The organism is Pseudomonas quercus, assembly GCF_012033695.1.
Lineage (GTDB): Bacteria > Pseudomonadota > Gammaproteobacteria > Pseudomonadales > Pseudomonadaceae > Aquipseudomonas > Aquipseudomonas quercus.
Map to the genome: position 1 here is coordinate 13,079 of NZ_JAAVJI010000011.1, position 12,412 is coordinate 25,490.

General features: G+C 60.3%; 12 protein-coding genes and 1 pseudogene. 5 read left to right on the forward strand and 8 right to left on the reverse strand.

From position 1 onward, the window contains the following. Positions 1-82: 82 nt before the first annotated feature. Positions 83-964: a KPN_02809 family neutral zinc metallopeptidase gene (ypfJ, locus tag HBH25_RS16665; protein ID WP_168085073.1), complete on the forward strand. Its 882-nt coding sequence runs from the start codon at positions 83-85 to the stop codon at positions 962-964. A gap of 76 nt (positions 965-1,040) precedes the next feature. Here the strand turns inward: ypfJ and HBH25_RS23390 are convergent. From HBH25_RS23390 to HBH25_RS16685, 4 genes and pseudogenes are all read right to left on the reverse strand, one after another. Continuing rightward, positions 1,041-1,151: pseudogene (locus HBH25_RS23390) on the reverse strand (HAD family hydrolase); the annotation flags it as partial. A 200-nt stretch (positions 1,152-1,351) separates the two neighbouring features. Next, on the reverse strand, positions 1,352-2,734 hold the full coding sequence (locus HBH25_RS16675) for a Fic family protein (RefSeq protein ID WP_168085074.1): 1,383 nt from the start codon (positions 2,732-2,734) through the stop codon (positions 1,352-1,354). A gap of 193 nt (positions 2,735-2,927) precedes the next feature. After that, entirely contained in the window at positions 2,928-3,515 is a 588-nt protein-coding gene (locus HBH25_RS16680; RefSeq protein ID WP_168085075.1) for an HAD family hydrolase, read from the reverse strand. Further along, positions 3,512-4,381, reverse strand: coding sequence for an acyl-CoA thioesterase (locus HBH25_RS16685; RefSeq protein WP_168085076.1), 870 nt, complete (start codon positions 4,379-4,381; stop codon positions 3,512-3,514). The genes HBH25_RS16680 and HBH25_RS16685 overlap by 4 nt, the downstream gene beginning before the upstream one ends. A gap of 132 nt (positions 4,382-4,513) precedes the next feature. On the opposite strand from HBH25_RS16685, the gene HBH25_RS16690 reads away from it, so the two are divergent. Then, positions 4,514-5,431, forward strand: a complete 918-nt coding sequence (locus HBH25_RS16690; protein ID WP_168085077.1) for a histone deacetylase family protein — start codon at positions 4,514-4,516, stop codon at positions 5,429-5,431. 181 nt (positions 5,432-5,612) lie between these two features. Then, on the forward strand, positions 5,613-6,857 hold the full coding sequence (locus HBH25_RS16695) for a TIGR03862 family flavoprotein (RefSeq protein WP_168085078.1): 1,245 nt from the start codon (positions 5,613-5,615) through the stop codon (positions 6,855-6,857). Here the strand turns inward: HBH25_RS16695 and rhlE1 are convergent. From rhlE1 to HBH25_RS16715, 4 genes are all read right to left on the reverse strand, one after another. After that, the gene (gene rhlE1 / locus HBH25_RS16700) at positions 6,854-8,185 is read right to left on the reverse strand and encodes an RNA helicase RhlE1 (protein ID WP_168085079.1); all 1,332 of its coding nucleotides are present in this window, start codon (positions 8,183-8,185) and stop codon (positions 6,854-6,856) included. The two genes, HBH25_RS16695 and rhlE1, sit on opposite strands and share 4 nt — an antisense overlap. Positions 8,186-8,240: 55 nt before the next feature. Further along, positions 8,241-9,119, reverse strand: coding sequence for a drug/metabolite exporter YedA (gene yedA / locus HBH25_RS16705; protein WP_168085080.1), 879 nt, complete (start codon positions 9,117-9,119; stop codon positions 8,241-8,243). Between the two features lie 61 nt (positions 9,120-9,180). After that, positions 9,181-9,702: a LabA-like NYN domain-containing protein gene (locus HBH25_RS16710; protein WP_168085081.1), complete on the reverse strand. Its 522-nt coding sequence runs from the start codon at positions 9,700-9,702 to the stop codon at positions 9,181-9,183. Next, on the reverse strand, positions 9,683-10,429 hold the full coding sequence (locus HBH25_RS16715; RefSeq protein WP_168085082.1) for a DUF2076 domain-containing protein: 747 nt from the start codon (positions 10,427-10,429) through the stop codon (positions 9,683-9,685). Before HBH25_RS16715 ends, HBH25_RS16710 begins: the two co-directional genes overlap by 20 nt. A gap of 173 nt (positions 10,430-10,602) precedes the next feature. On the opposite strand from HBH25_RS16715, the gene HBH25_RS16720 reads away from it, so the two are divergent. Together HBH25_RS16720 and HBH25_RS16725 are read left to right on the forward strand one after the other, a co-directional pair. Further along, complete coding sequence (locus HBH25_RS16720; RefSeq protein WP_168085212.1) at positions 10,603-11,274, forward strand: YciC family protein; 672 nt, start codon at positions 10,603-10,605, stop codon at positions 11,272-11,274. Positions 11,275-11,334: 60 nt separating this feature from the next. After that, positions 11,335-12,408 carry an endonuclease/exonuclease/phosphatase family protein gene (locus tag HBH25_RS16725; protein WP_168085083.1) on the forward strand — a complete coding sequence of 358 codons (1,074 nt, stop codon included), beginning with the start codon at positions 11,335-11,337 and terminating at the stop codon, positions 12,406-12,408. Positions 12,409-12,412 lie beyond the last annotated feature (4 nt).

Genomic DNA, 12,412 nt, shown 5'->3' on the forward strand with positions numbered 1-12,412 from the left:
AAGGACACCGCTCGACCACTGAAAATATGCGGTTCTTACATAACCTAATGGTTATGAAAAATGACAAAGGAGAGACACGAGCATGCTTTGGAAAAAAGGCCGGCGTAGCGACAACGTGGTGGATGCCCGAGGGGAAGGTAGCAGTGGCGGTGGCGGAGGAATGCGCATTGGCGGCAAAGGCCTGAGCCTGGGCGCAGTCGTGCTGATCGTTGGTTTTGGGCTGCTCACCGGCCAGGACCCTATGCAGATATTGGGGCAGCTTACAGGGCAGGCCACCTCTTCAGCCCCCACCCAGCAGCGCACGGCGCCTGCAGGCAACGACGAACAGACCCAGTTCGTACAATCCATTCTTGGGGACACTGAGGATACCTGGCAGGCGATCTTCAAGGAAAACGGTCGCCAGTATCAGGACCCAACCCTTGTATTGTTCGGTGGCCAGGTGAATTCGGCCTGTGGTCGCGCCACGTCGGCTGTGGGCCCGTTCTACTGCCCAGGTGACCGCAAGGTGTACTTGGACACTGCTTTCTTCACCGAAATGAGCCAGCGCTTCAACGCAGCAGGTGATTTTGCCCAGGCGTACGTGATTGCTCACGAAGTGGGCCACCATGTGCAGACCTTGCTGGGAATCTCCGATCAAGTCGATAAAGCCCGCCAAAGCGGTCAGAAGCTGGAAGGTGACAACGGGCTGCTGGTGCGCCAAGAGTTGCAGGCCGACTGCTTTGCTGGCATCTGGGCCAACCATGCCCAAGCACGCCTGCACTGGCTGGAGCCTGGGGATGTGGAAGAGGCGCTGAACGCTGCCAATGCCATTGGCGATGATCGTCTCCAGCAACAGGGCCAAGGGCGCGTGGTGCCCGACTCCTTCACCCATGGTACATCGGCCCAGCGCGTGCATTGGTTCAAGACCGGGTTTGAAGGCGGCAAGCTGGACCAGTGCAATACGTTCAATGCACAACGCCTCTAAAACCTAACGACCTACAGTGACCTTTAATACCCGCTGTAGGCGCCAGGCTTTGCCTACGCTCGGGTAGTGGCCACGTTCAAATCAGCCCCATCAACGCTTCACAACCCTCCACATGGCAGTCCGTCAACTCCGGCCAGGGGTTGTCGGGCTGGTTTACCAGCACCGTTTGCGTACCCGCCGCACGGCCGGCCGTTCTACCGCTTGGCCATCGACTTCGACTGCTGAAGAATCTGTTCACGGCCAGCGTGGTCTGCGCGAGATCGAAGTTGAACGATCAGCAGATGTGCCTCACAACACTCCATCAATGCAAACCGTACCGCAATAATAGCCCCAATCGACAACGGCCATATTACTGTCGTCGGATTGCACGGTGAATGCTCACATGGCTTAATTCGCGGACGTATCCCTACGCCGGCTACTTTCAGCCTCCAATCGCGATTGCAGCCGGGTTCTTACCCTAGGGCCAGGCATGCTGGTTGATACCGGAGCTATCCATTGCTTTACCCGCTCTTGGCCTTCCTTGACCTTGGTGACGCATTCCGACAGTAAGTAACCATCCAATACGTTGGGGTCATCCATCATGGTTAGCGGCAAACCATGGCGCGTGAGTAGATGATTCATCAGCAACACACCAAAGGTCCGGCAGTTACCGTCGCCGAATGGATGAAGGCGCTCTAACTCCTGGCATAACTGAACGATGTTTTCAAGTGTCTGTTCTGGCCTATCGCGCAAACGCGTTTGGTAGTCCTGAAATAGTTCCGCGATAAGCGCCTTTAGGGTGGGGCCGGGAATCGGTGAGCGGATTACCATGCCGCTGTGCTCTGGCTCGATGCTTTTCCAAAGCGCTTCGCGGTCGGGGGCGCTGGCCAACTGCCGAATATGTTGCATGTGGGCTATTGGATTGGGGTTTTTGGTCACGCCATAATTTGGCACGACCCTACGAATTCTGCGTGCGAAGGCCAGCAATTCGTCCCGCCCGTCGGGCGACATATTTGGGCCGATGCTCACCATGAATACGCCGCCCTGCTCATTGAGCCCGTCGCCATTCGTAGACGAACTCGACTCGCAGGCTCCGTGCAGGAGGCTCAAGAAACGATCATCCAGCGGATGGTCCAGGTGTCGCATCGACACCGACCACGCGTTTAGCATCCCATGCAGGTAGGACGGCTCGGAATCGAATAGCAAGGGCAGCATTGGGTTCGTACTAGCCTGGCTCATGTGATGGTCTATGAACCGAAGGCGCGCTGGATCTATGCACATTCGCCAGCGATGTTCGGGCGCAATCCTGTCGAACGGCGTTCCCTTTCCAAAGCCCTGACTCTGGAGCCGAGCGATGTCGTCCAAGCGAAAGTCGACCTTGGTAGGGTCAAGCTTCTTGATAAATTGGGCGGCCATGGAGTTAGGTGGCATGCAACGCTGCAGAAAGGGACTTTCCTTCGCCAACGCTAACGCTTCCTTTGCCAGCACATGAACGTTTTGGGGCAATTCATCCAACGACCGCAGGTTCGTCCCGTACTGACGCAGGGCATTGGACGTGCATTCCAGTGCAGCGAGCATCAACGCATTGGGAGGCGACAATGCTCCCTCTACAGCGCCTTTCTGCACCGTCAACCAGTGAGTGAAGGTACGCTCGACTTGCGGATGGATATCAGCTCGAACCGTATGCAGCAACGTTTCCATGCTGTGGTTGCCGATCAATACACCCTGCGAGGCTTTCTCGCCGGTTGATGCTGGGGGGGCGGTAGAAAAACGATTCAGAGAAGGAAACATGGCAAGGCTCTATCGCGAAAAGTAATGGTGTGTGGCCTCCCGGCACGCGTAAGTTCCTGACTGCTCTGCATGAAACGGTTTGATGCATAGGCATTTAAATGCTTATGCATGTGCCGCACGCCTTCCAACCCGACCGCTGAAGAATCTGTTCACTGCCTCTTAATCAAGCATTCATCAATGCCTGCCAACGCTCCTAAATCTTGCCAAGCAATGCTTCACAATCTACCACATGCCAGTCCGTCAACTCCGGCCAGGGGTTGTCGGGCTGGTTTACCAGCACCGTTTGCGTACCCGCCGCACGGCCGGCGGCCAGGTCGAAGCGGTAATCCCCTACCATCACCATGTTCGAGGGTTGTACGTGCCAAGCCGCCGCCAGTTTGAGCAGCCCCTCAGGGTCAGGTTTGAAGGCGGCTTCGTCACGGCCGAGGATGTACTCAGGTGCAAAACAGTCGCCAATGCCAATGGCTGCCAGGGTGATGTGCGCCAGTTCTCGTGCATTGCGGGTCAGGATGCCCAGGCAATGACCGCGTTCAGCCAGGGTACGTACCAGTGTCACAGCACCTGTTGCAGCCCGTGAGGCAAGGGCTACCTCTCGCTCGTGCTCCAGCAACCAGGCATGTTTGGCCGCAGCTTCTTCAGCAGGCAGCGCAGCAAGGTGGCCGAGAATATCGTCCTCTAACGGAATGTCCAGTTCGGCCCGAATGGCCATGAAGTCATGGGCAGCAATGGTCAGGGTGCCGTCCATGTCGAACACCCAGTGGCGAATCTCGCTCAGCTTCATGCCCAGTCCTTGCGATGGCGAATCAGCCCTTCCTGGGCCGAGGAGGCTACCAGTTGCCCGGCACGGTTATACACGCTACCGCAAGAGAACCCGCGTGAGTTGCCTGCCCACGGGCTGTCCAACGCATAGAGCAGCCAGTCGTCCGCGATCAGGTTGCCATGGAACCACAGTGCATGGTCCAGGCTGGCCAATTGCATGTCCTTGTGCCAAACACTTTTGCCGTGGGGCAACAGCGCTGTGGTCAGCAGGTTGAAATCAGACGCATAGGCCATGACGTACTTGTGAAGCGCAGGGTTGTCCGCCAAGGCGCCGTCAGCCCGGAACCACACGTATTTGACTGGATCGCCTGGCTTGGGATTGAAAGGGTCACCTTCGGTCACCGGGCGCATCTCAATGGGCTTGGCACACAGCAGCTTTTCCCGCATAGGGGAAGGGATCAGGTTCTCACCAAGGCGCAATAGCTCAAGTTCAGTAGGCAGGTTTTCCGGCCCCACTACGTTGGGCATCTGGCGTTGGTGGGCATAGCCTTCTTCATCGTATTGGAAGGACAGCGAAGCGGTGAAAATCGTGTTGCCTTTTTGCACTGCTGTCACACGGCGGGTGGAAAAGCTGCCGCCGTCACGTACGCGATCGACCATGTACACCACAGGCAGTGCAGCATCACCAGGGCGCAGGAAGTACCCGTGCAACGAGTGGACGTGGCGACTGTCCTCCACTGTCTGGCAAGCGGCCGACAAGGCCTGCCCCAGTACCTGGCCGCCGAACAGCTGACGGAAGCCCAGGTCCTGGCTGTGGCCACGAAACAGGTTTTCTTCGATGGGTTCCAGGCTCAGCAAGCTGACCAGGTCGTCGAGAACGTGGCTCATGTGGTGTTACCTCGGCTTACAAAATCTTATAAGTGGCCATCATACCTTGATCCATTAGCGTAGCGACCAGCACTGCTTTGTCTGAAGTCACAGAGGTGGCACACTCCAGGCTTTCGTGCCACGCAGCCCACCATGCGCTTACCTCTGGTTTATCACGATGACTACAGCCCGGCCTTCCCCGCCGAGCACCGCTTCCCCATGGAGAAGTTTCGCCTACTGCATGACCACCTGGTGGCCACAGGCATCGCCGTGCCTGAGCACTTGCACGCGCCTGACCTCTGCCCGCCGAACGTGCTGGCACTTGCCCATGCCCCGGATTACATAGAGCGCTACATGGCAGGCGAATTGTCCCGCGAAGACCAGCGGCGGCTGGGCCTTCCCTGGAGTGAAGCCCTTGCTCGGCGCACAGTACGTGCCGTAGGCGGGTCGTTGTTGACTGCCGAACTAGCGCTACGCCATGGCCTGGCCTGCCACTTGGCAGGCGGCACCCACCATGCGCACTTTGATTACCCTGCCGGCTTCTGCATCTTCAACGACCTGGCGGTGGTCAGCCGCTACCTGCTGGAAGCCGGCCGCGTGCAACGGGTACTGATTTTCGATTGCGATGTTCATCAAGGTGATGGCACGGCACGCATACTGGCGAACACACCAGACGCCATCACCGTTTCGCTGCATTGCGAGCAGAATTTTCCTGTGCGCAAGGCCAATAGCGATTGGGACATTCCCCTGGCAAGGGGCTTAGGTGACGAGGAATACCTAAAGGTTGTGGACGATGCGCTTAATTATCTTCTGCCACTGTACGCGCCTGACCTGGTGCTCTACGACGCTGGGGTGGATGTTCACAAGGACGATGCCCTGGGCTATCTCCAACTGACGGACGCCGGTGTGGCCGCTCGAGACCGGCAGGTGTTGCACCATTGCACTGGGCGTGGCATTGCAGTGATGGGTGTGATCGGCGGTGGTTACAGCAAGGACCGGCAGGCCCTAGCCCGCCGACATGGCATTCTTCATACCGTCGCCACAGAGGTATGGAACACTGGGTTTAGCTGACAGGGCCAAAGCTTACCCACATTCACTGTGGAACGGCCTGTGGATAACCTGCGTGAAAGCCTGAATCCACCCGCAAATACAGGCACCTTGCACTGCTGGTTGTTTTTTGATCGATTCCACAGGGGTGTTTATACACAAGGTCCGGTACACTAGCGCCCCTCTTTTTTGCTCAGTGAACCCCATGGCTGTTACTTCCTCTGCCTCAACGGTCGCAATCATCGGCGGCGGGCCGGCCGGCCTGATGGCAGCGGAGGTCTTGAGCCAGGCGGGCTACGCTGTCACTGTGTATGACCGAATGCCTTCGGTAGGGCGCAAGTTTCTGCTGGCGGGTGTAGGCGGCATGAACATTACCCATGCCGAACCCGCTCCAGCATTTGTAAGCCGCTATAGGGAACAGGCTAGCTGGGCGGAAGGCTGGCTGGCCACGTTTGGCGCCGAGCCACTGCGCGCCTGGATTCACGGGCTGGGTATCGACACCTTTGTAGGCAGTTCTGGCCGGGTGTTCCCTGCGGACATGAAAGCCGCGCCCTTGCTGCGTGCTTGGCTCAAGCGGCTACGGGACGCCGGGGTGGTTATCCACACCCGCCACCAGTGGCAGGGCTGGGATGAAAGCGGCGGCCTGTTGATAACTCACGAAGGCCAGCAAATAGTAGTTCGCCCTTCGGCGACGGTGCTTGCACTGGGTGGTGGCAGCTGGCCGCGCCTGGGCTCGGATGGTGCCTGGCTACCATGGCTTTCAGCCCGAGGCGTGGCTACCCGAACGTTGCAGGCCGCCAATTGCGGCTTTGAAACCCAGGGCTGGAGTGCCTTGCTCAAGGAGCGCTTCGCAGGCGCCCCTTTGAAGAACATTACCTTGCAACTGGCCGGAGAAGCGCCCCGTGTGGGCGAGTGCGTGGTAACGGAAACAGGCGTGGAAGGCAGCCTGGTGTACGCGTTGTCTGCGCCGATTCGCGAGGCCATCGACCGCCAAGGCTATTGCGACGTGTTCCTGGACCTGCTGCCCGCGCGCAGCCTGGCCCAAGTGGAAGCCGCCTTGAGCAAACCACGGGGCGCACGCTCCATGGCCCGCCACCTGCAAGGCCAGCTGCGGCTCGATGGCGTAAAAGCTGCCCTGCTGCGTGAATGTAGCGAGGCGGCCGTGTACCAAGACCTGCCGCGGTTGGCGAAAACGATCAAGGCGCTGCCCCTGAAGCTGCTGCGCCCTCGCCCGCTGGCAGAAGCCATCAGCAGCGCGGGTGGGGTCTGCCGCTCCGCACTGGATGATGGCTTGATGCTCCAGGCCCTACCAGGCGTATTCTGCGCTGGGGAAATGCTGGACTGGGAAGCGCCCACGGGTGGCTACCTGCTTACCGCCTGCTTTGCCAGCGGGCGGCGTGCAGCCGAAGGCGTTTTAACCTACCTGGCCAATCACCGCCACCTACCTTAAGGCTTGCGCTTGCGCGGCCCGGTATTGAACGCCGGTACCTTGCGCACAGGCTTTATTTCAGGCTCTGGGGCGGCAACCTCACGGCTTTCGGTCCAGCGCCCCAGGGTGGCTTTGCCACCCGTGGTCTTGGGCTTTTTAGGTTTCTTGGGCTTTTTGAGTATCTGCCCACCGGCGGTGGTTTCCGGCACGCGGTGCTCAGGTTCGAAATCCGGCTCCTCCACTCGCTTGAGGGTTTGCCGGATCATGGCCTCGATGGCCGCCAGTTGTTCCACTTCATCTGCGCAGACCAGGGAAATAGCCTCACCTGTAGCGCCTGCGCGGCCTGTACGGCCAATGCGATGAATGTAGTCCTCGGCCACAATGGGCAGGTCCAGGTTGACCACCAAGGGCAGGTCCAGAATGTCCAGCCCCCGCGCGGCTACATCCGTTGCCACCAGCACCGTGAGCTCGCCTGCCTTGAAGTTGTCCAGTGCTCGTTGGCGCGTTGCCTGGGGCTTGTCCCCATGAATGCCATCAGCGGCCACACCAAGCCCCTGAAGGCGCTCTACCAGTTGGTCCACGCCGTTACGGGTTTTTGCAAACACCAGCACATGCTTCCAACGTCGCTGGCGCAGCAGGTGGCAGAACAGCTCAGGCTTGCGCTTCTTGTCCACAGGCACAACAGACTGGCGAACGCTAGTCGCCGCCTGGTTTCGCGGGCTCACTTCGATACTCAACGGGTCATTGAGCATCTGGCCGGCCAATAGCCGAATGTCATCGGAGAACGTGGCCGAGAACAGCAAGGTTTGCCGTTGTTTTGGAAGGGCTGCATACAGGCTGCGCAATTCCTCGGCAAAGCCCAGGTCCAGCATGCGATCGGCTTCGTCCAGCACCAGGGTTTCGACCTGGCCGAACTTCACAGCGTTCTGGCGGCTCAGGTCCAGCAAACGGCCTGGCGTGGCGACTAGCACATCCACACCCTTGCGCAATGCCATCATCTGCGGGTTGATGCTCACCCCGCCGTATACCGCGTAGGTACGCAGGGGCAGGCCCACGGCATAGGCCTGGATATTGCCATGCACCTGTTCGGCCAGTTCACGGGTGGGCACTAGCACCAAGGCTCGCACGCTGTTACTCGCGACCTGGCTGCCCTGCAGGGTAAGGCGCTGCAACACCGGCAAGGCAAAGCCTGCGGTCTTGCCAGTGCCGGTTTGTGCCGCTGCCATCAGGTCGCGGCCCGCGAGCACAGCGGGAATCGCCTTCTCCTGAACAGGCGTGGGCTTCTCGTAGCCAAGGCTGTGCAAGCGGCTCAACAACGGCTCGATCAAGCCCAGTGAAGCGAAAGTCATCGGGTGTACCTGAAAAATGGACTGGCAAGGCGCGCAGTTTACCCGGTATCCACGCTCAACGGCGGCGCCATTGGGGCAAACCAATCAACACCACTGCCCCAACAATCACCCCCATGGCCACCATCTCCCAGGCCCCAATGTGTTCACCGGCAAAGGTGACACCCAGCAATACGGCTACCACAGGGTTTACATAGGCATAGCTGGTGGCCGCCGCCGGCCGCACGTGCTTGAGCAGGTACATGTAGGCGTTGAACGCTAGTATTGAGCCAAAGAAAATGAGGTAGGCCAGGGCCAGCCAGCCTGACAGGGTGGGCCAGGCATGCAGGCGCTCACCACTCAACAGGCCGGCCAGCAACAAGGCAGCGCCTGCGATCAGCATTTCCACTGCGCTGGCCATGCCGCCTGCGGGCAGCGGCAGGTAGCGGCTCCACACCGAGCCAAAGGCCCAGGCGGCTGCGGCAAACAGTAACAACGCTGCACCGGCCGGGCTGGCCTGAAGGTTGGCGCCCAGGTTGAGCAATGCAATACCGGCAATACCCAACAGGATGCCCGTCCATTCCAGCCACGAATTACGTTGCCCCCAGAGCAAGCCAAACAGCAGTGTAAACAGCGGCATGGTAGCGATCACCAATGCCGCAACGCCCGAGGCGACGCCAGCGTGTTCAGCCAGGGTAACGCCGCCATTGCCACATGCCAGCAACAGCAGACCAACCCAGCCACCGGCCCGCCATTGCGGGGCCGTGGGCCGAGGGGCACCTCTGGCACGCAGTACACCGTACAAAATGGCACCGGCTACCAGAAACCTGATGCCCGCCATGGTCAGCGGTGGCCAGGACTCCACGCCAATGCGGATAAACAGATAGGTGGAGCCCCAAACCAGGTACAGCGCAAGAAAGGCACCCACCAGCAAGGCGGGAACAGGACGGGATGGCATGACAGGCGCTCGGCAGCCAGGAAGGCTGCTCAGTGTACGAGGGAAACGGCGCCTGTCCAGTTCAGTGGCGCAGCAGCAGCTCGCCCTCGATAGGGATGTAGTTCGTAGCGGCACGAATCAACGACCCGGCCGTCAGGCCTGGGGTACCAAACACTGTGGTTTCGACACCATGACGCTGGTGAACCCGTTGCAGGAGCAAATCGAAATCACCGTCTCCCGAAGCCAGCACCACCTCGTCCACATCGGCCGCTGCTTCCAGCAGGTCTATGGTGATACCCACGTCCCAGTCACCTTTGGCAGAGCCGTCGCTGCGCTGGATGTAGGGCTTGAGTTTCACCTCGAAGCCCAACTGCCGCAGGATGCGTTGAAACTGTTGCTGCTTGGGGTCACCACGGTCAATGGCGTAGGCATAAGCAAGCACAATGTCACCGCGCCGGGCCACTTGGCCCCAAAGGGCCGCGTAATTGAAGTGACAACCGTGCACTTGGCGCACGGTGTAATAGAGGTTTTGCACGTCGGCAAACAACGCAATACGCCGTTTGCCGACAGGTGCAGGTATGGCTTCAGACGTAGTCGTCGTCATCCGGGAGGAACCCTCCACTGTCGCCGCTATAGTCAGTGTCGGAGAGGCCGCCACTGTCGTTGTTCCAGTCGTTGTTATCGCTTACGGCCTGTTGGTTGTTGTCATTGCCCCAGTCGCCGCCGTGATCCGCAGCCGGCGCAGGCTCCTCGCGAATGATTTCCACGATTTCCTGCGGGTTGTCGTGGTGGAACAGGCTGCTGATGCCCTCAGCCAGCATCACGCCCCCCGCTACGCCAGCCGCCGTTTGCAACGCACCGCGCATGAAGCCGCCGCCAGCGGCCTGTGGTTGCGCATACCCTGGTTGTTGGTAAGCGGGCTGTTGATAACCAGGCTGGTATTGAGGCGGCTGCGACGGCGGTGCAGAACCTCGCGCCGGCTCTCGCCAGCCACCGCCTGAAGACGCTGGCTGCGCAGGCGCAGGCGATGGGTCGCGGCCGCCGCCGAAGATGCCCGACAGGAACCCACCACTCTGGGCGGGTGCCTTGGCGCTGGCCGCCCTGGCTTGCTCAAGTTCGGCCTTGAGCTGCTGGTTCATCTGGTCCAGGCGCTTGACTGCCGCTTCCTGCACCAGAATGGCCTGGGCCATGTAATACGGCGCCGCTGGCTGCTTGCTCACATGTTCATGGATGCGTTGTTCGGCCTGCGTATCGCGGATACTGCCTTCGGTTTCCGCTTGCTTGAGGCGGGAAAACAGTCCGTCGATCAGGCTCTGCTCATCAGTGTTCATGGCAACCTCTCTGTCAGGCGGCCCTGCAAGGGCCTGATGCAGACATTATGGGGCTGTGCCCCTTGGTTTCAACGACGTGGCGCGATGAAAGATTGTTAATCACTCTCCCCCCGTTTGCCCTGCCGGGCCCATCCGGTAGAGTGGTGGGCCTGCTGACCCAAGACACTGGCGTGATGAACCCGCTCACCATTCTTCAAGACTCCTTCTACTTCTTCCGTACTCACCTGCTGGCGATCGTACAGCTGTGCCTGCCTTTGCTGCTGCTTCAGTCACTGGCCGAGCAGTTGGTGGACCACCATGTGGCCGAAAACGTACGTGGAGCATTCGACATCCTGGTGGCGCTGCTGTTCTATCCGCTCTACACCGCGGCCTTGATCCTGTACCTGGACTCACGCAGCAACGGTGAACAGCCCTCCCTGAAAATGCTGCTGGGCATGGGCGTGCGGCTATGGCCGCGCTTTGCACTGCTGGCGGCCATTTCCTCCTTGGCCATTTTATTAGGCATGGCGCTGTGGCTACTGCCCGGCCTGTGGCTCATGGCCCGCCTGGCGTTTGCAGAATACCTGCTGGTGCTGCGTGGCCTTAGCCCGCTGGCGGCCATCAAGCAAAGCTTTGAGCTGACCCGGGGGCCTTTCTGGCGCGTGCTCGGCTGTGTGCTGGCCGTGCTATTACCGTTGTGGCTGATCGACTATGCCAGCGTGGCCGTCTTCCCTGACGACGACAGCCTGCCCCTGTCCATCGCCCTGGATACCTTGAACGGCCTAGTACAGCTGATGACCACCGTGGTGCTGTTCCGCCTGTTCATGCTGGTAACAGACCCGACACTGCGAGAACCTCGCACGTAGCTTGGGCTCACGCGCCGCCTCGGCTATGCTCTCAGGCTTCGTGATGCCGTAGCCGAGCCGATGATCCGACGACTGCGTACTGCCATGCTGATCCTGCTGCTGATGGCCATTGCGCTTGCCGCTCTGGCCTGGCAAGTGTCGTGGCACCCTGCGCCACACGCCGTGGTTTCGCCCGCCTGCCGAGGTACTCCGCCGTCACTGGCACCGGGCCAAGCCCTGAAGGTGATGACCTGGAACGTGCAGTTCCTGGCCGGCAAACGCTATTTGTTCTGGTACAACGCGCCCGAAGGCCGCAGCCATGATGACAACCCAAGCCCTGAGGACATTGCCCACGACCTGGACGAAGTGGTACGGGTAATCCGTGAGGAGCAACCTGACCTGGTGCTGCTGCAGGAACTGGACGACGGTGCCAGGGCGACGGGCTACCAGAACCAGCTGGCCTTGCTGCAGGAACGCTTGGTCGACCTCTACCCTTGCAGCGTCGAAGCCTTCGATTGGAAAGCGGACTTCGTACCCAGCCTGGACGTATTTGGCAGCGTGGGCCGCAAGCTGGCCACCCTTAGCCGGTACCGCATCGATCAGGCCGAGCGCTGGCAGCTGCCGCACGCCGGGAGCACGCTGAGCCTGTTCCACCCCCAGCGAGCCCTGCTAGGGGCCTACCTGCCTATTGCAGACGGCGCGCAGCACCTGGCCGTCCTTAACACCCGCTTGGAACCCTACCGGCAAGGCAGCGATGCCCAGGCCAGGCAGCTGCAAGCGGTGGCCAAACGTGTCGATCGCCTAGAGGGGCAAGGCACGCCCTGGTTGCTAGGCGGGGACTTCAACCTGCTGCCGCTGGGCCAATACCGGCGCCTCCCTCCCGGGGAGCAGCCTCAGTATTCTCCGGCGGACGATTTGCACTTGCTGTGGGACCGCTACCCCATCATCCCCAGCAACGTACAGGCCAGTGGCGCAGACCGTGCGGACTGGTTCACCCAGTTCCCGGCCACCGCCAAGGGCCCGGACCGCACCCTGGACTACCTGGTCCACAGCCCTCGCCTGCAACAGCTGGAGGCACAGGTTAGGCAGGAGGATACGCTGGGGATTTCCGACCACTTGCCACTGCTGGGGCGGTTCTTGTTGCCGGGTGGGTGACACG